Raw genomic sequence first — 26,345 nt, 5'->3', positions numbered from 1 at the left:
TCCACCTCAAAGGATAAGTTGAGCCCCAAATGCCACAGCGCGGTTAGACCCCAGAAACAGAAGTTCCCCGCGCGTAAATAGCGCGGGGAACTTTGTTGCGAATTCGCAGTTCGAGCGGGCTAAACGTGGCGCGTCCAGACCAGGAAATCGTCATCCCGGTCGGTGTACATCACGCCGATCGGCTGCTGGCCGGTCACGTCGAAGTACAGTTCACCGGACGTCTGTTGGCCTGGATCGATCGGACTCGGGTCGAGGCCGTTGGGAACGGGTCCCTTGTTGACGACTGGATAGAGCGTGCCGTTGAACGCCCTGGCCGCGAAGCGAGAAATCTGCGGCTGGACGGTTCCGGCATCCGATTTGGCCGTCACATCGGCCTGATAAAGCTTCCCCGCTGGCGCAAATCCCGGTATCGTCGCGTCGCTCGGCCGCAGGTTAGTCACCGTGTACTCGGTGATCAGCGGGCCATCGACGGCCTGTTCGGTCGCGCCGAAGTTCTGCACGTTGGCGGCGGCAGTGGGCGCCATTAAGATGCTGGCCCCGGCAATTCCCGCGGCGCACAGGGCCGCTTTCGCTGTCGTGGTGGTGAATGTCATTGTTACCTCCTAGCTCTCACGTCTCCCCACACACGGGGGCAATACCCGTCGACATCCGCACGCCAAACCGGCGCGGCGCGGCGCGAGCATCGAATTGCAGCGACGTTCAAGCACCTGTTACTTGCTATTCGCCGCCGCGCCATCGCCCGCCGTGTGGCCGCGCTTACGCCGACTCGCCGCCCGGATATGTCAATATCGCTGACATGGGTGCGACAGAAGATGCTCCGCTTGGCTACCTGCTCTACCGGGTGGGAGCCGTGCTGCGACCCGAAGTCTCGGCCGTGTTGGGTCCGCTCGGCCTGACGCTTCCCGAATTCGTTTGTCTGAGAATGCTTTCCATGTCGCCGGGGCTGTCCAGCGCCGAGCTGTCCCGTAGTACCAATGTCACGCCGCAGGCGATGAACACGGTGCTGCGCAGCCTGGAAGAGGTTGGGGCGGTGGAACGGCCGACGTCGGTGTCCTCCGGGCGTGCGCTGCCGGCCACCCTGACCAGTCAGGGGCGCACGCTGCTGAAACGTGCGGAAGCCGCGGTCCGCAACGCCGATGACCGCATCCTGGCCAAGCTGACCGCGACGCAGCAGCGCGAGTTCAAGCGCATGCTGGACAAGCTTGGCTCCGACTGACGCCCGTTATCCAGCCGCTTGGATCCGGGCCCACGGCCGCGCCTGTTCGAGTTCGTAGGCCAGTTCCAGCAGCAGCGCATCCTGCCCCAGGTCGGCGGCGAACATCATTCCGACGGGCATCCCGTCCGCGGATTGGGCCAGCGGCAACGAAATCGCCGGATCCCCGGTGACGTTCTGCAGCGGCGTGAACGCCACCCAGTCGATCAGCCGGTCCATCACCTGCTGGTACTCGGTGGGTGCCAGGTGACCGACGCGCGGCGTCAGGTCGGCGAGCGTCGGGGTGAGCAGGGCGTCATAGGTTTGGTAGAACTCGGCGCTGCGCCGCCGCATTCTGCGCAGCCGCATGATCACCGCCGGCAGCCGGTGCAGGTTGCGGCCGGTGTGGCGCTCCAGGCCCAGCGTCAAGGCGTCCAGCCTGGTGCGGTCGAATGTGTTGCCGAACACGCGCCGTCCGGTGCGCACCTGCATCAGGGCGAGAAAGCCCCAGTACAAGACGAAGTCGTCGACGAAGCTGTCCGGCACCGGATGATGGTCGATGTGTTCGACGCGGTGCCCCAACTCTTCGAGTACCCCGGCGGTCTTGAGGGTCAGCTCCCGCACTTCCGGTCCGCACTCGCGCCGCACCGAGCCGGTGGCCACCGCGATCCGCAGCCGCTGCCGGCCGGGCCCGGTGACATCTCCGACGGGCGCCAGCTTGGCGTTGCGCCAGAGGCGTTCGGCTTCCCGATAGAACGCCGCGGTGTCGCGCACGGAGCGGCTCAGCACGCCGTTGGCGACGATCCCCACCGGCATCCGGCGCAACTCCGCGTCCAGCGGCAGCCGGCCGCGCGACGGCTTGAGACCGACAATCCCGTTGCAGGCGGCCGGAATTCGAATCGAGCCACCACCGTCGTTGGCGTGCGCGATCGGCACCACCCCGGCAGCGACGAAGGCACCCGAGCCCGACGAGGAGGCCCCGGCCGTGTAGTCGGTGTCCCATGGATTGCGCACCGGCCCCAGGCGGGGATGCTCGGCGGCCGCGCTGAACCCGAACTCCGACATCTGCGTCTTGCCCAGCGACGTCGGCCCGGTGGCCAGATACACCGCGGTGAACTCGCCGTCGGCGACGGCGTTGCGCGGCGCCCACGCGTCCGCACCGCGCATCGTGGGCTGCCCCGCGACGTCGACGTTGTCCTTGAGGAACGTCGGGACGCCTTCGAAAAACCGGGCAGAACCGCCGCCGGGATTGGCCGACGCGGTCGCCCGTGCCTGTTCGAATGCCTTGTGCGCCAAGCCATTCAGGGCAGGGTTGACCGCCTCGGTGCGAGCGATCGCCGCCTCGACCACGTCGGTTCTGCCGACCCGGCCGGCCCGGATGGCCTCGGCCAGGCCGGTAGCGTCGAAATCGCCGAGGGCGTCGTCACCAAAAGCGTGCACGCGTCGCATAGCACTGACGCTAGCCGCTCGGGTTTGTCGGCTAGGCCTGGCCTACCTCGAAGCGGACGAACCGGGTCACGGTGACACCGGCCTCGTCGAGCAGCGCCTTGACGGTCTTCTTGTTGTCGGACACCGACGGCTGCTCGAGCAGAACGACGTCCTTGAAGAAGCCGTTCAGCCGGCCCTCGACGATCTTGGGCAGCGCCTGCTCCGGCTTGCCTTCTTCTTTCGCGGTCTCCTCGGCGATGCGCCGCTCGCTGGCCACCACGTCCTCGGGCACGTCCTCGCGAGTGAGGTAGCGCGCCTTGAGCGCGGCGATCTGCAGCGCGACGGCGTGCGCGGCCTCGGCTTCTTTGGCACCGGCGCCGGTGTACTCGACCAGCACGCCGACGGCCGGCGGCAGGTCCGCGGCACGCTTGTGCAGGTAGGTCTCGACGGTGCCGTCGAAGAAGGCGGCCCGGCGCAGTTCCAGCTTTTCGCCGATCTTGGCGGACAGGTCGGCGACGGCCTGCTCGACCGTAGTTGTCGCCCCTCCCCCAGGAATGACGGCGGCCTTGAGTGCGTCGATGTCGGTGGCCTTGGATTGGGCTGCCGCGGCGACGATTTCGTCGGCCAACTGCTGGAACTCGGCGTTCTTGGCGACGAAGTCGGTTTCGCTGTTCAGCTCGATCAGCGCGCCGGCCTTGGCCGCGACCAGACCTTCGGCCGTGGCACGCTCGGCGCGCTTACCGACGTCCTTGGCACCCTTGATCCGGAGTGCCTCGACCGCCTTGTCGAAGTCGCCGTCGCTTTCGGCCAGTGCGTTCTTGCAGTCGAGCATGCCGGCACCGGTGAGCTCACGAAGACGCTTGACGTCGGCAGCGGTGAAGTTCGCCAATGGTCAGCCTTCCTATGAAGATTCGGGTGTTGTTTCGGTTGCAGCTCCAGCGGCGTCGGTGGTGGCTGTGGCGGTCGCCCCTGCAGTAGCGGAAGCCAGCAGCTCCTGCTCCCACTCGGCGAGTGGCTCGGCGGACACCGAATCTCCAGGCTCGGGCTTGCCGTCGCCGCGGCCCACTCCGGCACGCGCCTGCAGGCCCTCGGCGACCGCCGAGGCGATCACCTTGGTCAGCAGCGCCGCCGAGCGGATCGCGTCGTCGTTGCCCGGGATCGGGTAGTCGACCTCGTCGGGGTCGCAGTTGGTGTCCAGGATCGCGATGACCGGGATGCCCAGCTTGCGGGCCTCACCGACGGCGATGTGCTCCTTGTTGGTGTCGACGACCCAGATCGCCGAGGGCACCTTGGCCATGTCGCGGATACCGCCGAGGCTGCGGTCCAGCTTGTTCTTCTCACGGGTCAGCATCAAGATTTCCTTCTTGGTGCGGCCCTCGAAGCCACCGGTCTGCTCCATCGCCTCGAGCTCCTTGAGGCGCTGCAGGCGCTTGTGCACGGTGGAGAAGTTGGTGAGCATGCCGCCCAGCCAGCGCTGGTTCACGTACGGCATGCCGACGCGGGTCGCTTCGGCGGCGACGGACTCCTGCGCCTGCTTCTTGGTGCCGACGAACAGCACGCTGCCACCGTGGGCGACGGTCTCTTTGACGAACTCGTACGCCTGGTCGATGAAGGTCAGCGTCTGCTGCAGGTCGATGATGTAGATGCCGTTGCGGTCGGTGAAGATGAACCGCTTCATCTTGGGATTCCAGCGACGGGTCTGGTGCCCGAAGTGGGTGCCGCTGTCGAGCAGCTGTTTCATGGTCACGACGGCCATGGTGATGCCATTCCTTTATGTCGGTTGTCGCCTGGCATCGGGTGAGGCCAAGCCCTGGCGCCTGCTGCGATGCCGGACCCGGCCGGTAAACAACCCGGCTGGGACCGCCCGGCATGCGCTGCGAACTCCTAGTGGAACGGGAGACGCGAGGCAGACGCGCGAAGTCAGCCCGAAAAACGAGCTGCGACGAGCAGTTTACACCGACTCAGCTGGTGGTTTTTCCAGCGCATGTCCACAGTGCGGCCCGCGTGCACAGATTGGGCAAACGCGGGTGGCCGTGTCGTCGACGCCACGCTGAACTCATGGGGTGCGGTGGGCGGCGCTGATCGTGTGTGTGACGTTGATCAGCGCAATCCCGGCGGCCGCCGACCAGGTCCGGCTGGAATGGCCGCTGCGGCCGGTACCGGCGGTCGTGCGGGCCTTCGACGCGCCGTCGCCCAACTGGAAGCCGGGGCACCGCGGCGTGGACCTGGCCGGACGCGCGGGTCAGCCGGTGTACGCCGCCGGCAGCGCGACCGTGGTGTTCGCCGGGCTGCTGGCGGGACGGCCGGTGGTCGCCCTCGCTCACCCCGGCGGATTGCACACCAGCTACGAGCCGGTCCGGGCCGCGGTCCGAGTCGGTCAGCAGGTGAGCGCGCAGACGGTGATCGGCGAGCTGATCGCCGGGCATGGCGAGTGCCGGGCCGCGGCGGCCGGCGGCGCCTGTCTGCATTGGGGCGCGATGTGGGGGCCGTCGTCGGGCGCCGACTACGTCGATCCGCTGGGCCTGCTGAAGTCCACCGCGGTCCGGCTCAAGCCGCTCGACGGCTAGGCGCGCGGGTGGGCCTGATCGTGCACCGCCCGCAACCGCGACACCGCGACATGGGTATAGAGCTGGGTGGTCGCCAGACTGGAATGCCCCAGCAGTTCCTGGACGACGCGCAGGTCGGCGCCGCCTTCCAGCAGATGCGTGGCCGCGCTGTGCCGCAGCCCGTGCGGGCCCATGTCGGGCGCGCCGTCCACCGCGGCGATGGTCTGGTGTACGACGGTGCGGGCCTGGCGCACATCCAGGCGGCGGCCCCGAGCGCCCAGCAGCAGCGCCGGCCCGGAATCCGCGGTGGCCAGCGCGGGACGCCCGTCGGCCAGCCACACCCGCAGCGCCTCGGCCGCCGGCACCCCGAACGGCGCGGTGCGCTGTTTGTTGCCCTTGCCCAGGACACGCACCACCCGGTGACCGGTGTCCACGTCGTCGATGTCCAGGCCGCACAGCTCGCTCACCCGAATCCCGGTGGCGTACAACATCTCCACGATCAGCCGGTCCCGCAGGGCCAGCGGATCTCCCTGCTGGGCACCGGATTTCGCGGCGGCCATGGCGTCGAGCGCCTGATCCTGACGCAGCACGGCCGGCAGCGTGCGGTGCGCCTTGGGCACCTGCAGCCGCGCGGCCGGGTCGACGGTCAGCAGGCCGCGCCGCGCCGCCCACGCGGTGAACGCCTTGACCGCCGAGGTACGACGCGCCAGCGTCGTGCGCGCGGCCCCGGCCACCGCCCCGCTGGACAGCCAGGTCCGCAGCAGCGGCAGGCTCAGCGCGTCCAGCGCCACCCCGCGCTCGTCGAGGAAGGCGAACAACGAGCGCAGGTCGCCCAGGTACGCCCGACGGGTGTGCGCCGATCGGCCGCACTGCAGATTCAGGTACTCGTCGAACTCGTCGAGAATTGCCTGCACTCCCCCACGGTCGCAGGCCCGGCCCGCCTCGCCTTAGCCGACGCGCCGAAGCGTGTCCGGGGTGAGATCTTTCAGGGTCGGGTAGCCGTCGACGGCCATGATCAGGTCCGCTTCGGCCAGCAGGCTGCGCAGCACGTGCACGATCCCGTCGGCGCCGCCGAGCGCCAGACCGTAGGCGTAGGGGCGACCGACCCCGACGGCGGTGGCGCCCATGGCCAGCGCCTTGACGATGTCGGCGCCGCTGCGGATGCCCGAGTCGAACAGCACCGGCAGCCCGTCGGCGGCCTCGATCACGCCGGGCAGGCAATCCAGCGCGGGCAGGCCGCCGTTGGCCTGCCGCCCGCCGTGGGTGGAGCAGTAGATGCCGTCGACGCCGCCGTCCCGGGCGCGGCGGGCGTCGTCGGGATGACAAATGCCCTTGATGATCATCGGTAGGTCGGTCAGCGACCGCAGCCAGGGCAGATCTTCCCAGTTCAGCGGGTTTCCGAACGTCGTAATCCACTGCAGCACGGTGGCCTGCGGGTCCTCTTCGGGCGGGCGTTGCAGGCTGGCCCGAAAGACGGGATCGCTGGTGTAGTTGCTCAGGCAGTGCCCGCGCAGCTGGGGGAAGTTGGCCGTGCTGAGGTCGCGCGGTCGCCAGCCGGGGATCCAGGTGTCGAGTGTGACGATGATGGCCTGGTAGCCGGCCGCTTCGGCCCGCTGCACCAGGCTGGCGGCCAGGTCGCGATCCTTCGGTGTGTACAGCTGGAAGAAGCCGGGGGTGTCACCGAACTGCGCGGCGACCTCTTCCATCGGGTCGGCGGTCAGGGTGGAAACAACCATCGGGACACCCGTGGCCGCGGCCGCACGCGCGGTGGCCAGGTCGCCGTGGCCGTCTTGAGCGCAGATGCCGATCACGCCGATCGGCGCCATGAATAACGGCGACGGCAGGGTCAGGCCGAACATCTGCACCGACAGGTCGCGCTCGGCGGCCCCGACGAACATGCGCGGGATCAGGCCCCAGTGATCGAACGCCTCGCGGTTGGCCCGCTGGGTGCGCTCGTCGCCCGCGCCCCCGGTGACGTAGGACCACACCGACGGCGGCATCGCCTGCTCGGCGCGGGCCTCCAACTCCGCGAAGGCCATTGGCAGCGCGGGCACCACCCCGGCCAGGCCCTGGAAGTAGATCTCGTTCTGGTAAGCGCCGAATGCCATGGAATAGAGAATGCCAGCCGGCCGTCAGGCTGACGAGCGTGCCGACTCCGCCCCGGACTCCAGCAGGGCCAGTTCCTTCTTCCACTGCCGGAACGTCTCTTCGGTGCGGCCGCGCCGCCAGTAGCCGGAGATCGACGACGCCCATTTCGCATCCACCCCGCGCTCTTTGCGGATGTAGGGCCGCAGATTGTGCATGACGGCTTGGGCCTCACCGTGGATGAAGACGTGCACCTGCCCGGGCAGCCACAGGGAGGTGGTGACGGCCTCGATCAGCGGCGCGAAGTCGCCGGCGCGATCATCGGAGGCGAGGTCCGCGCGAGCGCCGCGATAAACCCAGTTCACCTGCACGCCTTCCGGCGCGGTCAAGTCGAGTTGGTCGTCGGGGCCGGCCACTTCGATGAAGGCCTTGCCAATTGCACTGGGCGGCAACGCTTCCAGCGCGGTGGCGATGGCCGGCAACGCCGACTCGTCGCCGGCGAGCAAATGCCAATCGGCCGCAGGGTCGGGGGTGTAGGCGCCGCCGGGACCCATCAGATAGATCACCTGACCGGGTTGGGCCGAGGCCGCCCAGGTACCCGCCACGCCGTGTTCGCCGTGCACCACGATGTCCAGCGAGATCTGACGGGCCGCCGCGTCGACCTTGCGAACGGTGATGGTCCGGACCGACGGCCTCTTCTCAGGGGGCAGCACGGCGAAGCTGTCCTGGGTCAGGGGCTGGGGCAACGCCGCCACGTCGATGTCGTCGGCGACGAATACCAACTTGACGTAGGAGTCGGTGAAGTTGCTCGGCACGAAGGTGTCGAACTGACTGCTCCCCAACGTCACACGCGTCATGTGCGGTGCGATTTGTTGGGTACCGACGACTTCAAAACGTTGGAGTGGTCGACCTGCCACGTGTCCTCCTGTTCAGACCCGGCCCCAGCCGACTATACGAGTCGGGCCATCGCCGCAGGTCGGCCGCCACCGCGGTGCGCAAATGCGCCGTTATACCTAGACCTCATCCGCACCTCCCGGCTCGGGCGCGGGTGCGAACGATTCGCCATTGTCCGCAGTCACGCTCGGCCAGCCCGGCCACCTCGAGGATCGCGAGCGGTCCCAGCACCTGTTCGGGCATCAGCCCGCAGGACACGGCGATCTCGTCGACCGTCGCCGCACCTCGCCCGGGCAGCGCCTCGTACACCCGGCGGTCGGCCTCGCCCAGCCCGTCCAACGCCGTCGCGGGCCGGGGCTCTTCGGCGGCAAATTCGCCGATGCGGCCGACGAATTCGACGATGTCGTCGGCCCGAGTGACCAGCTCTGCCCCGCCGCGCAGCAGCTCGTGACACCCCGCCGACGCCGACGAGGTGACCGGTCCGGGCACCGCGGCCACCACCCGGCCCAACGCCCGCGCCCAGGCGGCGGTGTTCGCGGCGCCGCTCCGCAGACCCGCCTCCACCACCACGACGGCCCCCGCGACTGCGGCGACCAGACGATTGCGGGTCAGGAACCGATGCCGGGCGGGGCGCAGGCCGGGCGGGTATTCGCTGAACAGCAGTCCATGCCCGGCGATGCGATGCAGCAACGCCGAATGCCCGGCCGGATAAGGGATGTCGATGCCCCCCGCCAGCGCCGCCACGGTGATTCCGTCGCTGGCCAGCGCCGCGCGATGGGCCGCACCGTCGATGCCGTAGGCGCCGCCCGAGACCACCGCGACATCCCGCTCGGCCAGTCCCGCCGCCAGATCGGCGGTCACCTGTTCGCCGTAGGCGGTGGCCGCACGGGTGCCCACCACCGCGGCCGCGCGTGGGGCGATCTCGTCCAGACGCACCGGACCCAACGCCCACAACACCAGCGGCGGGCCACCGCGAGGTTTCGATCCGGCGCCGCCGAAAGCCGAGAATGCGAGCAGCGGCCACTCCGGGCAGCCGGGCGTGATCAATCGGCCGCCGCGGCGGACGAGCAACTCGAGATCAGCTGCGGCCCGGTCTATTTCCCGCCTGGCCGCGGTGTGCCGCGCCAGCTCCTCGCTGACCAGCCCGCGCCGGATGCGGTCGGCCGCCTCGACCGGGCCAACGCATCGCACCAGGGCGGCGAGTTCCGGGCATGGCGGCTCGGCCACCCGCGACAGGTACGCCCAGGCCGGCCAGCTGGGATCGTCGGACACCGCGGTCATCGTTGTTGTCCCAGCTGCCGGAAGCTCAGCGCGGCGGCCACCTCGTCCAGCCCGGGCGAGGTCCGGCCGGCCAAGTCGGCCAGGCTCCACGCGACGCGCAAGGTGCGATCGAGCCCGCGGATGCTCAGCAGCCCACGCTCCACCGCCCGGCGCAGCGGATCCATGGCCTGACTGCTGGGCCGAAACTTTCGCCGCAACAGCGTTCCGCTCACTTCGGCATTGGTGCTGAAACCGTGCGGGCGCCAGCGCGCGGCGGCCGTGTCGCGGGCGCGCGCCACCCGATCACGCACCCGCGCGGAGGATTCACCCTCGACGGTGGCGAACGCCCCGGCCCGCACCGGATGCATCTGCACCCGCAGGTCCACCCGATCAAGCAAGGGGCCCGAAAGCTTGCCCAGATAGCGGCGTTTCGTCGCGGCCGGGCAGATGCAATCCTGCGGATCGGCCGGCGCGCACGGACACAGGTTGGCGGCCAACACCAACTGAAACCGGGCCGGGTAGCACGCCACCCCGTCGCGACGTGCCAGACGAATGAGGCCGTCCTCCAACGGTGTTCGCAATGCCTCCAGCGCGCTGACGCTGATCTCGGCGCATTCGTCGAGAAACAGCACACCGCGGTGCGCCCGGCTGACGGCCCCCGGGCGGGCCATCCCCGAGCCTCCGCCGACGAGTGCGGCGACGCTGGAACTGTGGTGGGGCGCCACGAACGGCGGCTGGGTGATCAGCGGCGTGTCCCCGGACAACAACCCGGCCACCGAGTGAATCGCGGTGACCTCCAGGGCCTCACTGTCGGTGAGGCTGGGCAGCAATCCCGGAAGGCGTTGCGCCAGCATTGTTTTGCCGACACCGGGCGGCCCGGTCAGCATCAGGTGATGTGCGCCCGCGGCGGCCACCTCGACCGCGAAACGTGCCTGCGCCTGTCCCACCACGTCGGCCAGATCCCCGGCCGGCTCCGGGCCGGTGGCCGTCGCGTTGATCCGCTCGGCCAACCGGGCCGACCCACCGAGCCAGCTCTGCAGCTGCCCCAGCGTGCGAGCACCCCAGACATCGATGCCGTCGACCAGGCTGGCCTCGGCCAGGTTGTCCACCGGGACAACGACCGTGGGCCACCCGTCACGTTTGGCGGCCAGCACCGCGGGCAGCACCCCGCGCACCGGCCGGATGCGGCCGTCCAGCGACAGCTCGCCCAACAGCACCGTCTTCTCCAGCCGTTCCCATGGGTTTTTTCGCTGAGCCGACAGCACCGCCGCCGCGAGGGCGATGTCGTAAACCGATCCCATTTTCGGCAGCGTCGCCGGGGACAGCGCGAGCGTGAGTCTGGCCGCCGGCCAGCTGTTTCCGCAGTTGGTGACGGCCGCGCGCACCCGGTCCCGCGACTCCTGCAGCGCGGCGTCGGGCAGGCCGACGAGGTGGACGCCGGGCAGGCCCGAGGTGATGTCGGCCTCGATCTCGACGATGTGACCGTCGAGTCCGCGCACTGCGACCGAGAACGCACGTCCCAGCGCCATCAGCCGATTCCCTGCAGATGCGAGATCTCCGGTGCGCGCCGCCGGCCGACCCGGACCCCGATCACATCGATGCGGACCGCCGCCCAGCGCCCGTCCTGAGCGCTCAGCCAGAGCCCCGCCAGCCGGCGCAGCCGCCGGACCTTGCGGGGTGTGACCGCGTGTGCCAAACCCCCATACCCGTCGCCGGTACGGGTCTTGACCTCGACGAACACAACCGTGCGGGTGGCGTCGTCGGCGGCGATCACGTCGAGTTCGCCGTAGCGGGAGCGCCAATTGCGGTCCACCACGCGCAACCCCATCCGCGTCAGGTATGCCACGGCGAGAGCCTCACCCATCGCTCCCAGCTCAATGCGGGTCATCGTCTTTTCGGCCTCGGAGGCCTTTGCGGTCGTCATGTGGCCAACCTGCCCGACGGGCCCGACATGGCATGCCGCGACGGACGCCGCGGACCGCGATAACGGCCGGTTATCCCCAGTGGGCTGTCCATCCACAACCGCGGATGGAATCGGTTTGTCTCGCAGCTGAATCGGCTAGCTGATGCGGTCCGCGCGGGTGTAGACGTTCATCGAATCCGCCCGCAGGAACGCGATCAGCGTGACCCCGGACTCCTCGGCCAGGGAGACCGCCAGTGACGACGGCGCCGACACCGCGGCCAGCACGGGAATCCCGGCCAGCACCGCCTTCTGCGTGATCTCGAACGACGCCCGCCCGCTGACCAACAGCACCGAACCGACCAGCGGTATCCGCTCGTGTTCCAGCGCCCAGCCGAGCGCCTTGTCGACGGCGTTGTGCCTGCCGATGTCCTCGCGGACCACCAGCATCGTGCCGTTGGTGTCGAACAGCGCCGCAGCGTGCAGTCCACCGGTGCTGTCGAAAACCTTTTGCGCACTGCGCAGTTGGCCGGGCATCGCCTTGAGCGTGGCCGGGGCGACCGGAGCGGGGTCCGCGCCGGGGGTAAAGCGGCTGGTCACCCGGACCGCGTCCAGTGACGCCTTGCCACAAACCCCGCACGACGAGGTGGTATAGAAGTTGCGGGTCACGTCGAGATCGGGCGGACTCACCCCGGGGGCCAGCGTCACGTCGAGCACGTTGTACGTGTTGGCGCCGTCCGCACCGCGACCGGCGCAGTAGCGGATGGTCTGCACGTCGTCGCGGCGAACGATCACACCTTCGGTGAGCAGAAAGCCTTGCGCAAGTTCGATATCCGAACCCGGCGTCCGCATCGTCACGGTGACCGGTGTGCCGTTGACGCGGATCTCCAGCGGCTCCTCCACGGCCAGGGTTTCGGGCCGGACGACGGCCTGACCTGCGTTGACGTGCGTGGCGCGCCGGCGGGCGGTTACATTGGCCACGAGATGGAAACCGCCGCCGAGCGCTGAAACCTCATCAAGCCAAACTACATTGGCCCGCCGCCGGACGCCCGGAAGGCCAATTTCGACGCCGACCGGGGGCGATTGCTTTACTGTCGACGGTGGCTCAGCGGTTACCGCTGGATGAGCACGGGGCGACAGGGGTAGAACTTGCGTTGTTGGCCGATACATTGCGGTCCGAACGCGGGTCAGACCAGCGCCGGAAGTGGAGCACGACATGGTAGATGAAGCACTAGCCGACGCGTCGATGTCGGGCGGGTCGGGCGGGGAGGAAACCGATCCCGCGACGGTGTTCGCCGCGCTCGCCGAAATCATCTATCAGGGCTCGGACGCCAAGGAGATGTACGCTGCCATCTGCATCGCAGCGACGCTGGCCATCCGCGGCTGCGACCACGCCAGCCTGTTGATGCTCGACAACGATCGTTATGTCACCGTCGGCGCGAGCGACGCGCTCGCCCAGAAAATCGACCAGATGGAGCTGGAAGCCGGCGACGGCCCTTGTCTGGACGCGATCGAGGAGGAGACTCCCCAGATCGACACCGACCTGACCACGCCGACGCATTGGCCCAAGCTGGCGGCCAGGCTTCTCGCGGAGACCCCGGTCCGCGGCGCCATGGGGTTTCGGATCCTGGTCAACAAGCGCAAGGGAGCCGCGCTCAACCTGTTCAGCGACACCCCCAACATGTTCGACGCCGAGTCGGCCGGACGCGCGGCGGTGCTGGCATCGTTCGCCAGCGTGGCCATCAACGCGGTGGGCAAGGGGGAAGACGCCGCCAGCCTGCGACGGGGACTGCTCAGCAACCGCGAAATCGGCAAGGCCGTCGGCATGCTGATGCTGCTGCACGACCTGACCGAGGACGAGGCGTTCGACCTGCTGCGCCGGCATTCGCAGGCGCTGAACATCAAGTTGGCCGACGTCGCACGCGAGGTCATCGAGCGCCGCGGCGGCCTGCCGTCGATCGGCGAGCAAGAGTTGCCGTCCGGCAAATAGCTATTCGGGGAGCCGCAGCTCGGGCTTTTCGACTTCTTCGATGTTGACGTCCTTGAAGGTCACCACCCGCACCTGTTTGACGAACCGGGCGGGGCGGTACATGTCCCAGACCCAGGCGTCGGACAGCCGTAGCTCGAAGTAGACCTCGCCGTCGGCGTTTCGGGGCACCATCTCGACGCTGTTGGCCAGGTAGAAGCGCCGTTCGGTTTCCACCACGTAGCTGAACTGGCCGACGATGTCCTTGTATTCGCGGTAGAGCGAGAGCTCCATCTCGGTTTCGTACTTTTCGAGATCCTCGGCACTCATCTGCTCAGACGTCCTTTTCCCTGCCTGTTTTCCTGACTTCCGGTTCGCGACGGCTCGGTCGCCGGGTGAGAAGTCTGCATCCATCTTTCCTCACGGGCGTTCGCCACGCTCGCCCGGAGGGTCCGGTTTGCATTCGGCCACCACCCGCGTGCGGGAGCCGTCCCCGGTTGGCGAGGCCACCCGACGCACGTTGATGAACGAATAGCGGTGCTCGGCGCAGGGCCCCAGCCGGGTCAGCGCCGCGCTGTGCGCGGGCGTGCTGTAGCCCTTGTGGTCGGCGAAGCCGTAGCCGGGGTGATCGACGTCCATCGCGACCATCAGCCGGTCGCGGCTGACCTTGGCCAGCACGCTGGCGGCGGCGATGCAGGCCGCGGCCGCGTCCCCACCGATTACCGGCAACGACGGCATCGGCAGCCCGGGCACGCGAAAGCCGTCGCTGAGCACATAGCCGGGGCGCACCGACAGGCCGGCGACCGCGCGCCGCATGCCTTCGATGTTGGCGACGTGCACCCCACGCCGGTCGACTTCGACCGACGGGATGAACACCACGTGATAGGCCACCGCGTAGCGGCAGATCAGCGGGAACAACCTCTCCCGCATCTTCTCGGTGAGCTTCTTCGAATCATCAAGTGCAGCAAGGCTTTCCAGACGATTGGGCCCCAATACGCAGGCCGCCACCACCAGTGGGCCCGCGCACGCGCCGCGGCCGACCTCGTCCACTCCGGCCACCGGCCCGAGGCCGCTGCGATGCAGCGCGGATTCCAGGGTGCGAAGACCCGTCGATTTGCGAATCACCGTCCGCGGCGGCCACGTCAGGGTCATATCCGAGCCGTGACTACTGGCCTTGTTGCGGGTTCACCGATCCCACGCCACCCCATCGCGTCGGCGGCCAGACGATGAACCTGGCCTTGCCGATGACGTTGGCCACCGGCACCGTCCCCGACATCGGATCCCCGGTGCACAGAATGCCTTTGAGCGCGTCGGTCGGAGTGCTGGTGCAGTGGGCGCGCGAATCCGCCGAGTGGGTGCGGTTGTCACCCATCACCCACAACCGTCCGTCCGGGACGGTGACCGGGCCGAATTCGCTGCCCAGGCACGGGTATACCGACGGGTCGGCCATCATCGTGGCCGGCTTGAGGTACGGCTCCTTGAGCGGCTTGCCGTCGACCGTCAGCCCGGTATCGGCCCGGCACTGCACGGTCTGCCCGCCCACCGCAATCACCCGCTTCACCAGATCGTTCTCGTCCGGGGGCACAAAACCGATGAACGACAACGTGTTCTGCAGCCAGCGCAGCGCGGGGTTGGGAGACCGGATCGACTTGTATCCGGTGTTCCAGTTCGGTGGACCCTTGAAGACGATCACGTCGCCGGGATGCGGCGAACCGAAGCGGTAACTGAGCTTGTCGACCATGATCCGGTCGCCGACACAACCCGAGCAGCCGTGCAGCGTGGGCTCCATGGACTCGGACGGGATCAGGTACGGGCGCGCCACGAACGTCAACATGACGTAGTAGAGGACGATCGCGGTAACCGCCAGGATCGTCAGCTCGCGCAACGCGGACTTCTTCTTGGGTTCCGGCTCGTCTGAGTCCCGCGACTCCGCATCCGGTTCGGGCACGACGGTGGGCTCGGCCGCGTCGTGGGGGACCGCGTCTGGGACGCGAGTGGAGACCTTCGGCTCCGACCGAACAGGCTCGGACTGGGGTTCGGGCGAGTCCGTGGAATCCGTCACGAGATCAGAGTAGCCAGCGCGGTGGGGGTGACTGTAAAGCGTCTTCGAAACCGAACGAGCGTGCCGCTGCGATCGCCGAGACGCGCGCGGTCAGCGCTTTTCCTTGATCTTGGCCTTCTTGCCGCGGAGTTCGCGCAGGTAGTAGAGCTTCGCGCGGCGGACGTCACCACGGGTGGCCACCTCGATGTGGTCGATGTTCGGCGAGTGGACCGGGAAGGTCCGCTCGACGCCGACGCCGTAGCTCTCCTTGCGCACGGTGAACGTCTCGCGGATGCCACCGCCCTGCCGGCGGAGCACCACGCCCTTGAACACCTGGATACGCTCCTTGGCGCCCTCGATGACCTTGACGTGCACGTTGATGGTGTCGCCCGGACTGAAGGCCGGGATGTCGTCGCGCAGCGACGCCTGATCGACGAAGTCCAGCCTGTTCATGTGGAGACACTTCCTTGAGGTCGCGGCGTGCGGAAACTGCCCGCACGCAGGGGTGGTCGTGAAGCCGATTCGGGCTTTGGGTCGTATCTCGCAGCGGGCGGAAAGCGGCCCGGCCGGCCGGGTGCCGCTGGAGACAACTGGTCAATTGTGCCAGACACCCCGCGTGCATTGAAAATCACATGTAAACGCTGCGATTCATGCCGCGCCTAACGCGCCGGTGAATGGTACATATGACGGGGGTCAACACGCGCTAGTCACTACCCGAACTCAAAGACGCCCGGGCAGATTGCGGTAGGGCCGCCCACACAGATTTACGTCAGAGGACTTGGGAGAAGAACAGATGCGTGTACGCCCGCGCACCGCACTCGCCGCCGTCGCGGCGGTGACGTTGGTGCTGGCCGGGTGTGACGAGGCACGACTCGCGGCAAAAGCCCAGGTAAAGGCGTCAAGCAACAACACCGCCGCGTCCGATCACCAACCGCAACTCATTCAGCTGCTGCTGGACACCATCGACGCACCCGGGTTGCCGGCGGCGCCGCCCAAGACCCTGGACGCACTGCCCAGCGCCGGATTGGACGGGTTGCAGGCTCGCATGCAGCAGGCCACCGACCAGGCCGCCACCAGCGGGGCCACCCTTTCGGTGGGCATCCTGGACCGCAAGACCCATGAGCTGATCTCCAACGGCAACAGCCAGATCATCGGTACGGCGTCGGTGGCCAAGCTGTTCATCGCCGACGACCTGCTGCTGGCCGAAGCCCAGGGCAAGACCACCCTGTCCCCCGACGACCGCCGGGCACTCGACCTGATGCTGCGCTCGTCCGACGACGGCGCCGCCGAGAGATTCTGGGGTCAGGGTGGCGGCGACAACATCATCACGCAGGTGGCGGGCCGCTACGGGCTGTCGTCGACCGCTCCGCCCTCGGACGGGCGCTGGTGGAACACGACAAGCTCGCTGACCGACCTGATCCACTACTACGAGAAGCTGCTCGACGGGTCCGGCGGGCTCTCCGCGGACCGGGCCAAGATCATCGTCAACGACCTGGCTCAGTCCACCCCGACCGGGGCCGACGGGTACCCGCAGCGGTTCGGCATCCCCGACGGTCTGTTCGCCGAGCCGGTGGCCGTCAAGCAGGGCTGGATGTGCTGCATCGGCACGGAGTGGATGCATCTGTCGACCGGCGTGGTGGGCGCGGACCGCCGCTACATCGTGGTGGTCGAGTCCCTGCAGTCCTCCGACGACGCGACGGCGCGCGACACGATCACCCAGGCCGTCAAGACGATGTTCCCCAACGGCCGGATCGGGCCGACACCCTTCTAAGGCGAATCCCCCCGACCGAGATCGGGACGGCGCTCGCGCGTACGCCGCAGCGAAACCTCCCGGCGCCACGCCGCGATGCGCGCATGATCCCCGGACAGCAGGACGTCGGGGACGTCGAGCCCCCGCCAGCTCGGCGGCCGCGTGTAGCTGGGCCCCTCCAACCGGCCGCCCAGCACGTCGGAGTGCGAATCCTCGCGATGGGACGCGGGATTGCCCAGTACCCCGGTCAGCAACCGCAACACCGATTCGATCATCACGACGGCCGCCGACTCACCTCCCGGCAGCACGTAGTCACCGATCGAGACTTCCTCGACCCGCATCCGGCGCGCGGCGTCCTCGACGACGCGGTGGTCGATGCCCTCGTAACGGCCGCACGCGAACACCAGATGTTGCTCGGCGCTCCAGCGCTGGGCGGTGGTTTGCTTGAACAGCGCGCCGGCCGGCGTGGGAACGACCAATAGAGTTTCGTCAGAACAGATTTCATCCAGCGCCTCGCCCCACACCGGCGCCTTCATCACCATTCCCGGCCCGCCGCCGTAGGGCGAGTCGTCCACCGAGTGGTGCACGTCGTGTGTCCACCCCCGCAGGTCGTGCACCCGCAGGTCGACCAGGCCCGACGCAATCGCCTTGCCGGGCAACGATTGCCGCAGCGGGTCCAGATAAGCCGGAAAAATCGTCACGACGTCTATGCGCACCGGCTACCCCAAATCCAGCAGACCCTCGGGCGGATCGATTTCGACCATCCGGTCGTACAGCGACACCGACGTGACGATCGCATTCACGAACGGCACCAGTACTTCCCGGGTTTCGTCGCCCTCACTTCGGTGCACCGCCAGCAGCTCCCCGGCCGGGGTGTGCAGCACCTCGGCGACGACACCGAGATCGCGACCCGCCGTGGTCCGCACCCGCAGACCCTCGAGCTGGTGGTCGTAGTAGGTGTCCGGCTCGTCGATCGGCGGCAGGTCGTCGGAGTCCACGACGAACAGGCTGCCGCGCAGCGCGTCGGCGGCGTCCCGATCGTCGACGCCGGCCAACCGCACCAGCAGCCGGCCGCCGTGTTCGCGCGCACCGGCGACCACATAGCTGCGTTCTTCGCCGCGGCCGCGAGACGGCTTGGCGCGCAAGGTCATACCTGATGCGAAGCGATCGGCGGGGTCGTCGGTGTGCACTTCCACCACCACCTCGCCGGTGATGCCGTGCGCTTTCACGACGCGCCCGACGAGCAGCTCCATGAGTGCGGTGATCTACTGGTCGGTATCCACCACGTCGACACGGATACCGCGGCCCCCGATACCGGCGACCAGCGTGCGCAACGCGGTCGCGGTACGTCCGCCGCGGCCGATCACCTTGCCCAGATCCTCGGGATGGACATGCACCTCGACAGTGCGCCCACGCCGGCTCGTCACCAGGTCCACCCGGACATCGTCCGGGTTGTCCACGATTCCGCGGACCAGATGTTCAACTGCGTCGACGACGACCGTACTCATTGCGGCTGTCAGCTTTCGGTGGTCGGTTCGGGCTGCTCGGCGGCCTCGGCGGGCGCGTCGGCGGCCTGCACTTCGTCGGCCTTGGCGGCCGGCTCGGCCGGGGCCTCGGTTTCAGCCGGGGCTTCGGTTTCAGTCGGGGCTTCGGTTGCGGCCTGCGCCTCGTCGGCCTTGGCGGCCTTCTTAGCCGGGGCCTTCTTCTTCGGCTTGGTGGCTTCGGTGGTCGGTCCGCCGTCGGCCTCGGCCAGCGCGGCGTTGAACAGCTCCAGCTTGCTGGGCTTGGCCGGGGCCACCTGCAGGCTGCCCTCGGTGCCGGGCAGGCCCTTGAATTTCTGCCAGTCGCCGGTGATCTTGAGCAGCTTCACGACCGGCTCGGTCGGCTGCGCGCCCACCGAAAGCCAGTACTGGGCCCGCTCCGAGTCGATCTCGATCAGGCTGGGGTCTTCCTTCGGGTGGTACCGGCCGATCACCTCGATCGAGCGGCCGTCGCGGCGGTTGCGCGCGTCGGCGACGGCGATGCGGTACTGGGGATTGCGGATCTTGCCAAGCCGAGTGAGCTTGATCTTGACAGCCATGATTAAGCGTTTTCTCCTGGGTGTCACGCTGCAATTCAGCGACCGGGGCAGGATGCCCGGATCCGGTTTTGCCTCGCGTGTATGACCGCCGAACAAGCACCCCGGTGACGGGGCGGGTCGCGCGGCGGACAGCCGCCTATTGTGCCAGAACGAGGGGCTTCGGCAGAAATTCACGCGGCCGAAAGAGCTGACCAGTCTGCAGCAGGGTAATTCACCGGCGACTTTCGGCGACGTGGGACTTCGAACTGGATAGGATTCAGCGGGGGCGACAGTAGGGAGCCGATCGATGCAGATGAATTTCAGCTGGGGCCGGCGAGTGACTGGCCCCTTAGCCATCGCCGCCGCGCTCAGCGCCCCAGTCGCGCTGGTGGGGGCGCCGTCCGCGCACGCTGCGACCGGCATCGAAGGTTACGCCGAGTGCGTGGGCGGCGACACGAAGCCGCCGCCGCCGGGGGTAAATGCGGAATTCTGGTTTCCGAGCGTCCACATCATCCAGAACGATCTCGACTCCGGCATTCCCTCCGCCCAAGTGACCCAGATTCTGGTGACCATGGGCGTCAGCCCGGCCGATGCCGCCAAGCGAGTGCAGTGCTATCTGGCCAACCAACCCCGCGGACAAGGGCACTGACCCGGCGCCCGGCCCAACCGGCGCGCCGCATCACATGATCTTCTGAAAGACCTTCGTCTCGACTCGGCGCGTCATCCGCCAGCCGTCCGGGGTGCGCACGAACTCGTCGTCGTACCAGAGCCCGCAGAACATCACCTGGTCCCCCGGTTTGCCGGCGTCGCCGGGAAAGACCATGGGGTTGAAGCAGATCACCCGCGACGAGGCCTTGTCGCCGTCGATCTGGACCGAGAAGTTCCCGAGCATGTGCGCATACACCGGAAAGCCCGGCAGCACCTCGGAGAGCCATTTCTTGACCTCGGGGTAACGGCCTTCGATTCCTCCGAGGGCCGTGTAGTCGATGTAGGCGTCTTCTGTGAAGACCTTGTCCAAATCGTCGAATCGCCGCTGGTCGATAGCGGTGGAATAGTCCACCATCAGCTGCTGGATCTCCAGACGGTCAGAAATTTCGGCCAGGCTCAACATGCATCGATTCAACACCCGGGGCGACGGGGGCGACCAGGCACCCCGAGTACTCGTCAGTTCCCTTGTGTTTCAGCCTGTTTCGCGGACACGGCGGCCGGTGTGCGGCGGAAGCCGATCGCCAACCGGTTGTAGGTGTTCATCGTCGCGATCGCGATCGTGAGGTCGACCAATTCCTTCTCGTCGAAGTGTTCGGATGCCGCCGCATACGCGCTGTCGGGCACGCCCGTGCTCGATACGCGAGTGACGGTTTCGGCCCACGCCAAGGCGGCGCGCTCGCGAGCGTCGAACAGTTCAGCGGCTTCCTCCCACACCGGAACCAGCGCGATCTTTTCATTCGATACCCCCAGTTCGCGCAAGTCCCGCGAGTGCATATCGATGCAGTAGGCGCAGCCGTTGATCAATGACACTCGTAGATACACGCAGGTCAGCAGCACCGGCGACAGGCCCGACTGACTGACGTAGAGGTACACGCCGCCGAGTAGTTTCACACCCCGCGGGGCGACGGCTTCGTAATCGATTCGTTCACCCACGCGATCGATTCAACACCCGGTCAGCGACAGGCCGGAAAGTCGCGCTACCGCGCAAAGCAGGCGAGGAGAATAATCCCTGCTATGAAAGCAGGAGTTGCCTGCTTAGCAACGACGGTGTTGGTGTGGGCCGGCTTCGGGGCACCCGGCGTCACCGACCGCTTTGCCCAGGCCGCTCCCGGGAGTTGCGCACCGGGCAGCTCGTGTCAGCGCTGGTGCCCGGGCGACCCGGATCCGGCGGGCCGGCCCATTCCGTGGGACCCGAACGTCTGCCACGACTTCTACTGGGACTACGCGGGCGTGCACGACACCGGCACCGGCGTCTTCTACTCGTGGTCCTCGCTGCCGTTCAAGCACCCGCCGCCGCCGGGGCCGGTGCCCACCCAGACGTCCTATCTCCCCTTGCCCACGCTGCCGTTCTGCCCGGTTCCGCCCTGGTGCCCGTGAGGCAGCAGGCGTCGGCCAGGCCCGGAAGTTACACTGTGCGCCCATGCGGAAACTCATCGCCGCAGCTGCTGCGCTGCTGACCGTCGCCGGTGTCACCGCCCCCGCCTCCTGGGCCGACGATATGCAGCCGATCGGCTCGGTCCCGATCCCCGACGGCCCGGCGCAGACGTGGATCCTGGCCGACCTGGACAGCGGTCGGGTGCTGGCCGGTCGCGACCAGTACGCGGTCCATCCTCCCGCGAGCACGATCAAGGTGCTGTTGGCACTGGTGGCGTTGGACGAGGTGAGCATGGACTCGACGGTCGTCGCCGACGTCGCCGACACCCAGGTCGAGTGCAACTGCGTCGGCATCAAGCCCGGCCGCGTCTACACCGCACGCCAACTGCTCGACGGCCTGCTGCTGGTATCCGGCAACGACGCGGCCAACACGTTGGCGCATCTGATGGGCGGCGCCGACGCCACGGTGGCCAAGATGAACGCCAAGGCCGCCTCCCTCGGGGCGACCAGCACGCACGCCGCCACCCCGTCCGGTCTGGACGGCCCCGGCGGCCCGGGGGCCTCGAGCGCGCACGACCTGGCCGTCATCTTCCGGGCCGCGATGGCCAACCCGATGTTCGCCCACATCACGGCCGAACCGTCGGCGATGTTCCCCGCCGATAACGGCGATCAGCCGATCACCAACCAGGACGAGCTGCTGACTCGTTATCCGGGCGCCATCGGCGGCAAGACCGGGTTCACCAACGCGGCCCGCAAGACCTTCGTCGGTGCCGCGTCGCGCGGTGGCCGCCGGCTGGTGGTCGCGATGATGTACGGGATGGTCAAGCCGGGCGGACCGACGTATTGGGATCAGGCGGGCAGCCTGTTCGACTGGGGCTTCGCGCTCAACCCGTCGTCGAGCATCGGCTCGCTCTAAATCTCGTTCGGAACGAGCCCGGTTATCAGCTTGGATAGCAACGCAATTCGTTGCTCTTCGATATCGGGTTCCGGGAAGATCCCGCGCACGATTGCCGCGCCGTCGAAGACGTTAGTCATCAACGCCACCAGCACCGGGAACGTCTCCTCGCCGATGGCGTCGGCGCCCGGCAGCGCCCGTGCGGCGTCGAGAATCTTCGCGGTGTACTGCGCCAGCACGTCGCGCAGATGGGCCTTGAGCTTCTCGTCGGTGCGCGCCGCGATCATCAGTTCGTAGAGCACCGCGTTGGTGGGACCGCCGGTGATGTCCCGCAGAATCGTCAGCGCCGCTACCAGCGCAGGCCGGTCGGCCGGGATCTGGGCGACCTGCTTGGTGAAGGACTCCACCTGCCGGCGCAGCACCTCCGACGCCGTCGCCGCCATGAAGTCGCTCATCGTCTCGAAGTGACGGAACAGCGCACCGACCGACACCCCGGCCGCCTTGGTGATCACCGCCGCCGATGCCCGGGCGTAGCCGACCTCGACGATGCTGGCGATGGACGCCTCGAGGAGCCGCCCGACGGTCTCCTCGCGGCGTTGTTGCTGGGTTCTGGCCATCGGGGACCCGCTCAGACCAGTGCGGCCGAGGCCCGGGTGCGCTGACCCGCCCGCAGGTAACGGCCCGACTTCACGGTCTGCCCGTAGCCCTCGCGGAACTGGCCCGCGCGGAAGACCACGGCGCCGCCCACACCCGTCGCGACGACGGCATCGTCGTTGCGGTTGACCATGCGTCGCAGGCCGCCATAGAAGGGCACCTCTTCCTCGTGGTAGGCCTCGACCTCGTCGTTCAGGCCGGCCGGGTCGATCACCACGAAGTCGGCGCGGTCGCCCTGCCGCAGCGTTCCGGCGTCGATGCCGAACCAGTCCGCCAGCTCACCGGTCAGCCGGTGCACGGCCCGTTCGGTGGTCATGAACGGCGCACCCGCGCGGTAGGCGTCGCGAGTTCGCTTGAGCAGCTTGATTCCGAAGTTGTAGAAGGCCATATTGCGCAGGTGCGCACCGGCATCCGAGAAGCCCATGTGCACGCTTTCCTCGTTGGCCAGCGCGTTGAGCAGCTTGGGCCGGTGGTTGGCAACGATGGTGGTCCATCGCACATTGCGTTCACCGTTTTCGACGAGCACGTCCAGGAAGGCGTCGAGCGGGTGCAGTCCGCGTTCGTCGGCGATCGCGCCAAAGCTCTTGCCGATCAACGACTTATCGGGGCACTCGACGATGACGGCGTCGTGGAAGTCGCGGTGCCACAACGACGGGCCCAGCTTGATGCGGTCGAACTGCTTGCGGAACTCGCGGCGGTAGGTCTCGTCGGCCAGTAACTCGTTGCGCTGCAACTGGTCACGCAAGTGCAGCGCGGCGGTGCCCGCCCCGAACTCTTCGAAGACCGGCAGGTCGATGCCGTCGGAGTACAACTCGAACGGCACCGGCAGATGCTGGAACCGCACGCTCGAGCCCAACACCTTGTTCGCCAGCCGCGTCGCCGGCCCGAACACGTAGACGGCCAGCGGGTTGGACTTGGCGTCCGCCGACACCAGCAGACTCATCCGAACACCCTTGCGGCGTCCGAACATTCGGCTGCTTTCCAGGAAGAACATGATCGCCGTGGCCGCCCTGTTGACGTCGGGCGCGCTCTGCAGGATGCGGCCGCGCTTGCGCAGCACCTTGATCAGCTTGCGCCGCTCTCGCCAGGTCGCGAAGGTGGACGGCAGTGCCCGCGAGCGGAAGCGGTCGCCGTCGAGTTTGTCGATCGCGGCGTCCATGCCTGACATGCCCAGCATTCCGGCTTCCAGCGCCTCGTCGAGCAACGTCGCCATCTTGTCCAGTTCGGCGTCGGTGGGCTTGACGCTGGCATCGGTGGCTCGGTCGAGCCCGAGCACTGTGCTGCGCAGGTCCGAATGCCCAAGCAGCGAGCCAACATTCGGCCCGAGCGGCAGCGCGTCGACGGCCGCGATGTATTCCGCGGCGTTGGTCCAGGTCCGGTTGGTTTCCAGCGCGCCGTGCACGTATTCGCGTGGCACCGCCTCGACCCGACTGAACAGGTCGGCGGCGTCTTCGGTGTTGGCGTAGACCGTTGACAGCGAGCACATGCCCAGCAGCACCGTGGTGACACCGTGGCGCACCGACTCGCGCAGGCCCGGGTCCAGCAGCACCTCGGCGTCGTAATGGGTGTGCACGTCGATGAAGCCCGGCACGACCCACTTGCCGGCCGCGTCGATCACCTCGGGGCAGCCCGTCTCGTCGAGCGGCCGGGACGACACCGTGGCCACCACGCCGTCGCGGATACCCAGCGTGCGGGTGTGCGGCACGCTGCCGGTCCCGTCAAACCACAAGCCATCGCGGATGATCACGTCGTAAGTCATTGTTGCCTCCGGTTCTGTTGGAGCGAACCTATCATAGATAGTGAGCACTCGCAATCTTTCATGGCGCGCGGCATTGCTTCGCAGGTCACGGTGCTGAGGACGTCAGCCGCCGGGCTTGCCCGTGGGCTTCGTGGCGCCGGGCACCGCGGGTGCGGGGGTGAGCGGGCCGGTGGGTTCGGGGACCGAGACGGGGTCCGGCACGTAGACGCCGGACGGGGTGTCGGCGGTGCGGGCCAGCGTGGCGGGAACCCGGACCACCGATCCGCGCTGACCACACTCGTTGGTCTGCACGACGAGGTCCATTTCGCCGACCAGGTCCCCCTGCGGATTGGGCCGCAACGCCAGCGTCTGCACCGTGGTCTGCGACTTGGCTATCCCGGTCGGTCCCACGCACGCCAGCGGCACGGTTTCCGGCCGCGCCTGCCATTGACCATCGGTGAACTGAAAGATGACCGGACGACCGCCGTCGTTGGCCAGCTGGGTGTGGTCGTTGTTGTCCAGCAGCACCGCAGCAGCCGAGCAGTACGACGGCGTGCACGACGAACGCAACGCCCACCAGGTCGTGACGTCGGGCGGCTGCGGGCTCGGCGTGTAGTCGAAGGTCTCCTTGGACCGCTGCGCATCGAGGCGATAGGTACCGTCCAGCGCAGTGGGCGGGCCGGACGCGGTGGTGGGCGGCGGAACTGCGGCCGGGGCGGGTGCGCTGGTAGGGGCACTGGCCGCGCGTGCCGCGGTCGACTCCATCTTGCGCCCGATGTAGAGGCCGAACGCGAACAATCCGACCAGCAGCAGGATCGCGGCGGCGCCGACCACGATCTTGCGGGGCCTGCGCCGCGTCGGCAGGCCGGCCGGTGCCTCAGGATCGGAAGCATCGGAGGCGACCGTCCGCGCCGGTTCGGTGCCCTCGGGGTCCTCGACTACCCGGCCTTCGGGCCACCCCAATGCCGGGTAGTCGAGGACAAGAACAGCTTCGGCGCCCCGATCTCCCCGCTGGGCCACGAACAGTGCATTGGCGGCGTCGGCAAACTCTCGGCAACTCGCAAACCGGTCGGCGGGCCGGATGGCGAGCGCCCGCGAGAACACCCGATCCAGCTGCGCCAATTCCGGGCGCTGATCGCTGAGTTTGCGCGGTGCGCCTTCCAGCAACTCGCGCAGCGCGGCGGACGGACTGAGGTACTCGGTCGGCGGCGCGCCCGTCAACAGGTGAAATGCCGTCGCCGCCAACGCATACTGGTCGGCGCGCCGATCGACGTCGGCGCCCATCAACTGCTCGGGCGCGGCGTAGCCCACCGTGCCGACCGGGACATGCGAGCCGACCACCCCGGCGTGCTCGCCCAGTGGGCGGGCTACGCCGAAGTCCGACAACAGAATCCGTTGCTCACCGTCGGCCGGGTTGGTCAGCAGAATGTTGGCCGGCTTGACGTCGCGGTGCAGCACCCCGCGCGCCTGCGCATAGTCCAGTGCGTCGGCCACCGCGGTGATGATCGCCAGCACTTCACCGACCGGCCACACCGCCGGGAAGCGGTCCTTGAGCAGCTGTGCGGCGTTGCTGCCCTCGACGTAGTCCATCGCGATCCACAGTTGCTCGTCGTGGTCGCCGCGGTCGTGTACCGCCACGATGTGCTGGTGGTGCAGGCTCGTCACCGTCGGGGTCTCGGACAAGAAATCCCGACGGAACTGGCGGTCCGACGACAGCGCCGGGGAAAGAACTTTCAGCGCCTGCCAGCGCGCCGAACGAGGATCCTGAACAAGGTAGACATCTCCAGTCACCCCGGATCCGAGCCTTCGAGCGACGGTATAACCGGCAAAAACCGCGCCGCTGGCCAACGCCATC

30 protein-coding genes and 1 pseudogene are annotated in these 26,345 nt (G+C 68.1%); 7 read left to right on the top strand and 24 right to left on the bottom strand.

The features are described 5' to 3' along the window. Nucleotides 1-119: 119 nt before the first annotated feature. Nucleotides 120-593: a DUF1942 domain-containing protein gene (locus MJO58_RS09090; RefSeq protein ID WP_090601185.1), complete on the bottom strand. Its 474-nt coding sequence runs from the start codon at nucleotides 591-593 to the stop codon at nucleotides 120-122. Between the two features lie 203 nt (nucleotides 594-796). Here MJO58_RS09090 and MJO58_RS09085 point away from each other — a divergent pair, with 203 nt between their 5' ends. Then, nucleotides 797-1,216, top strand: a complete 420-nt coding sequence (locus MJO58_RS09085) for a MarR family winged helix-turn-helix transcriptional regulator (protein WP_090601184.1) — start codon at nucleotides 797-799, stop codon at nucleotides 1,214-1,216. Nucleotides 1,217-1,222: 6 nt separating this feature from the next. On the opposite strand, the gene MJO58_RS09080 is transcribed toward MJO58_RS09085, so the two are convergent. The 3 genes from MJO58_RS09080 to rpsB are packed head-to-tail and all read right to left on the bottom strand — an operon-like array spanning nucleotide 1,223 to nucleotide 4,376. After that, the gene (locus MJO58_RS09080; RefSeq protein ID WP_090601183.1) at nucleotides 1,223-2,641 is read right to left on the bottom strand and encodes an amidase; all 1,419 of its coding nucleotides are present in this window, start codon (nucleotides 2,639-2,641) and stop codon (nucleotides 1,223-1,225) included. 31 nt (nucleotides 2,642-2,672) lie between these two features. Beyond that, nucleotides 2,673-3,509 (bottom strand): translation elongation factor Ts, encoded by an 837-nt coding sequence (tsf, locus tag MJO58_RS09075; RefSeq protein ID WP_090601182.1) that lies wholly within the window; start codon nucleotides 3,507-3,509, stop codon nucleotides 2,673-2,675. 12 nt (nucleotides 3,510-3,521) lie between these two features. After that, nucleotides 3,522-4,376, bottom strand: a complete 855-nt coding sequence (gene rpsB / locus MJO58_RS09070; protein WP_090601181.1) for a 30S ribosomal protein S2 — start codon at nucleotides 4,374-4,376, stop codon at nucleotides 3,522-3,524. Nucleotides 4,377-4,683: 307 nt separating this feature from the next. Between rpsB and MJO58_RS09065 the strand changes: the two genes are divergently transcribed. Further along, the gene (locus MJO58_RS09065) at nucleotides 4,684-5,187 is read left to right on the top strand and encodes a M23 family metallopeptidase (RefSeq protein ID WP_090601180.1); all 504 of its coding nucleotides are present in this window, start codon (nucleotides 4,684-4,686) and stop codon (nucleotides 5,185-5,187) included. Here MJO58_RS09065 and MJO58_RS09060 read toward each other — a convergent pair. The 7 genes from MJO58_RS09060 to fdhD form a co-directional block, all read right to left on the bottom strand. After that, nucleotides 5,184-6,080: a tyrosine recombinase XerC gene (locus tag MJO58_RS09060; RefSeq protein WP_239722643.1), complete on the bottom strand. Its 897-nt coding sequence runs from the start codon at nucleotides 6,078-6,080 to the stop codon at nucleotides 5,184-5,186. The two genes, MJO58_RS09065 and MJO58_RS09060, sit on opposite strands and share 4 nt — an antisense overlap. Before the next feature lie 33 nt (nucleotides 6,081-6,113). After that, a complete protein-coding gene (locus MJO58_RS09055) occupies nucleotides 6,114-7,274 on the bottom strand; it encodes a lactate 2-monooxygenase (RefSeq protein ID WP_239722642.1) in 1,161 nt (386 codons plus the stop codon). A 24-nt stretch (nucleotides 7,275-7,298) separates the two neighbouring features. Next, the gene (locus tag MJO58_RS09050; RefSeq protein ID WP_090601177.1) at nucleotides 7,299-8,168 is read right to left on the bottom strand and encodes a siderophore-interacting protein; all 870 of its coding nucleotides are present in this window, start codon (nucleotides 8,166-8,168) and stop codon (nucleotides 7,299-7,301) included. Nucleotides 8,169-8,271: 103 nt separating this feature from the next. After that, complete coding sequence (dprA, locus tag MJO58_RS09045) at nucleotides 8,272-9,426, bottom strand: DNA-processing protein DprA (protein WP_239722641.1); 1,155 nt, start codon at nucleotides 9,424-9,426, stop codon at nucleotides 8,272-8,274. Further along, entirely contained in the window at nucleotides 9,423-10,934 is a 1,512-nt protein-coding gene (locus MJO58_RS09040; RefSeq protein WP_239722640.1) for a YifB family Mg chelatase-like AAA ATPase, read from the bottom strand. Before MJO58_RS09040 ends, dprA begins: the two co-directional genes overlap by 4 nt. Beyond that, nucleotides 10,934-11,329, bottom strand: a complete 396-nt coding sequence (locus MJO58_RS09035; RefSeq protein ID WP_239722639.1) for a YraN family protein — start codon at nucleotides 11,327-11,329, stop codon at nucleotides 10,934-10,936. Before MJO58_RS09035 ends, MJO58_RS09040 begins: the two co-directional genes overlap by 1 nt. Before the next feature lie 135 nt (nucleotides 11,330-11,464). Then, a complete protein-coding gene (gene fdhD, locus MJO58_RS09030) occupies nucleotides 11,465-12,286 on the bottom strand; it encodes a formate dehydrogenase accessory sulfurtransferase FdhD (protein ID WP_239722638.1) in 822 nt (273 codons plus the stop codon). A 235-nt stretch (nucleotides 12,287-12,521) separates the two neighbouring features. On the opposite strand from fdhD, the gene MJO58_RS09025 reads away from it, so the two are divergent. After that, nucleotides 12,522-13,295 carry a GAF and ANTAR domain-containing protein gene (locus tag MJO58_RS09025; RefSeq protein ID WP_090608679.1) on the top strand — a complete coding sequence of 258 codons (774 nt, stop codon included), beginning with the start codon at nucleotides 12,522-12,524 and terminating at the stop codon, nucleotides 13,293-13,295. On the opposite strand, the gene MJO58_RS09020 is transcribed toward MJO58_RS09025, so the two are convergent. The 4 genes and pseudogenes from MJO58_RS09020 to rplS all read right to left on the bottom strand — a co-directional run bounded on the left by MJO58_RS09020 (nucleotide 13,296) and on the right by rplS (nucleotide 15,765). Further along, nucleotides 13,296-13,601: a DUF2469 domain-containing protein gene (locus tag MJO58_RS09020; protein ID WP_007171389.1), complete on the bottom strand. Its 306-nt coding sequence runs from the start codon at nucleotides 13,599-13,601 to the stop codon at nucleotides 13,296-13,298. Continuing rightward, nucleotides 13,598-14,423: pseudogene (locus MJO58_RS09015) on the bottom strand (ribonuclease HII). Before MJO58_RS09015 ends, MJO58_RS09020 begins: the two are co-directional and overlap by 4 nt. A 13-nt stretch (nucleotides 14,424-14,436) precedes the next feature. Then, complete coding sequence (gene lepB, locus MJO58_RS09010) at nucleotides 14,437-15,333, bottom strand: signal peptidase I (protein WP_090601172.1); 897 nt, start codon at nucleotides 15,331-15,333, stop codon at nucleotides 14,437-14,439. Between the two features lie 90 nt (nucleotides 15,334-15,423). After that, nucleotides 15,424-15,765 carry a 50S ribosomal protein L19 gene (gene rplS / locus MJO58_RS09005; RefSeq protein ID WP_090601171.1) on the bottom strand — a complete coding sequence of 114 codons (342 nt, stop codon included), beginning with the start codon at nucleotides 15,763-15,765 and terminating at the stop codon, nucleotides 15,424-15,426. 340 nt (nucleotides 15,766-16,105) lie between these two features. Between rplS and MJO58_RS09000 the strand changes: the two genes are divergently transcribed. Continuing rightward, nucleotides 16,106-17,083: a serine hydrolase gene (locus MJO58_RS09000; RefSeq protein WP_239722637.1), complete on the top strand. Its 978-nt coding sequence runs from the start codon at nucleotides 16,106-16,108 to the stop codon at nucleotides 17,081-17,083. Here the strand turns inward: MJO58_RS09000 and trmD are convergent. From trmD to rpsP, 4 genes are read right to left on the bottom strand one after another with little or no spacing between them, the layout of a single operon-like run. Next, complete coding sequence (gene trmD, locus MJO58_RS08995) at nucleotides 17,080-17,778, bottom strand: tRNA (guanosine(37)-N1)-methyltransferase TrmD (RefSeq protein ID WP_239722636.1); 699 nt, start codon at nucleotides 17,776-17,778, stop codon at nucleotides 17,080-17,082. The genes MJO58_RS09000 and trmD overlap by 4 nt on opposite strands. 3 nt (nucleotides 17,779-17,781) lie before the next feature. Then, on the bottom strand, nucleotides 17,782-18,315 hold the full coding sequence (gene rimM, locus MJO58_RS08990; protein ID WP_239722635.1) for a ribosome maturation factor RimM: 534 nt from the start codon (nucleotides 18,313-18,315) through the stop codon (nucleotides 17,782-17,784). Between the two features lie 12 nt (nucleotides 18,316-18,327). After that, on the bottom strand, nucleotides 18,328-18,570 hold the full coding sequence (locus MJO58_RS08985) for an RNA-binding protein (RefSeq protein ID WP_025736282.1): 243 nt from the start codon (nucleotides 18,568-18,570) through the stop codon (nucleotides 18,328-18,330). Nucleotides 18,571-18,578: 8 nt separating this feature from the next. Continuing rightward, nucleotides 18,579-19,142, bottom strand: coding sequence for a 30S ribosomal protein S16 (gene rpsP / locus MJO58_RS08980; protein ID WP_090601167.1), 564 nt, complete (start codon nucleotides 19,140-19,142; stop codon nucleotides 18,579-18,581). A 286-nt stretch (nucleotides 19,143-19,428) separates the two neighbouring features. Here rpsP and MJO58_RS08975 point away from each other — a divergent pair, with 286 nt between their 5' ends. After that, entirely contained in the window at nucleotides 19,429-19,770 is a 342-nt protein-coding gene (locus MJO58_RS08975; RefSeq protein ID WP_239722634.1) for a hypothetical protein, read from the top strand. Nucleotides 19,771-19,800: 30 nt separating this feature from the next. Here MJO58_RS08975 and MJO58_RS08970 read toward each other — a convergent pair whose 3' ends face one another. Further along, entirely contained in the window at nucleotides 19,801-20,232 is a 432-nt protein-coding gene (locus MJO58_RS08970) for a nuclear transport factor 2 family protein (RefSeq protein ID WP_090601165.1), read from the bottom strand. A gap of 53 nt (nucleotides 20,233-20,285) precedes the next feature. Then, nucleotides 20,286-20,762, bottom strand: a complete 477-nt coding sequence (locus tag MJO58_RS08965; RefSeq protein ID WP_239722633.1) for a carboxymuconolactone decarboxylase family protein — start codon at nucleotides 20,760-20,762, stop codon at nucleotides 20,286-20,288. Between the two features lie 81 nt (nucleotides 20,763-20,843). On the opposite strand from MJO58_RS08965, the gene MJO58_RS08960 reads away from it, so the two are divergent. Together MJO58_RS08960 and MJO58_RS08955 are read left to right on the top strand one after the other, a co-directional pair. Further along, complete coding sequence (locus tag MJO58_RS08960; protein ID WP_239722632.1) at nucleotides 20,844-21,206, top strand: hypothetical protein; 363 nt, start codon at nucleotides 20,844-20,846, stop codon at nucleotides 21,204-21,206. 43 nt (nucleotides 21,207-21,249) lie between these two features. Continuing rightward, nucleotides 21,250-22,119 (top strand): D-alanyl-D-alanine carboxypeptidase family protein, encoded by an 870-nt coding sequence (locus tag MJO58_RS08955; protein WP_239722631.1) that lies wholly within the window; start codon nucleotides 21,250-21,252, stop codon nucleotides 22,117-22,119. On the opposite strand, the gene MJO58_RS08950 is transcribed toward MJO58_RS08955, so the two are convergent. The 3 genes from MJO58_RS08950 to MJO58_RS08940 form a co-directional block, all read right to left on the bottom strand. Then, nucleotides 22,116-22,715: a TetR/AcrR family transcriptional regulator gene (locus MJO58_RS08950; RefSeq protein WP_239722630.1), complete on the bottom strand. Its 600-nt coding sequence runs from the start codon at nucleotides 22,713-22,715 to the stop codon at nucleotides 22,116-22,118. The genes MJO58_RS08955 and MJO58_RS08950 overlap by 4 nt on opposite strands. A gap of 11 nt (nucleotides 22,716-22,726) precedes the next feature. Then, nucleotides 22,727-24,511, bottom strand: coding sequence for an N-acyl-D-amino-acid deacylase family protein (locus tag MJO58_RS08945; RefSeq protein WP_239722629.1), 1,785 nt, complete (start codon nucleotides 24,509-24,511; stop codon nucleotides 22,727-22,729). A 102-nt stretch (nucleotides 24,512-24,613) separates the two neighbouring features. Further along, the gene (locus tag MJO58_RS08940) at nucleotides 24,614-26,344 is read right to left on the bottom strand and encodes a serine/threonine-protein kinase (protein WP_259608752.1); all 1,731 of its coding nucleotides are present in this window, start codon (nucleotides 26,342-26,344) and stop codon (nucleotides 24,614-24,616) included. Nucleotide 26,345: the final 1 nt, after the last annotated feature.

It is taken from the genome of Mycobacterium lentiflavum, from assembly GCF_022374895.2.
Taxonomy (GTDB): domain Bacteria; phylum Actinomycetota; class Actinomycetes; order Mycobacteriales; family Mycobacteriaceae; genus Mycobacterium; species Mycobacterium lentiflavum.
This window is presented reverse-complemented; position numbering and strand designations above follow the sequence as displayed.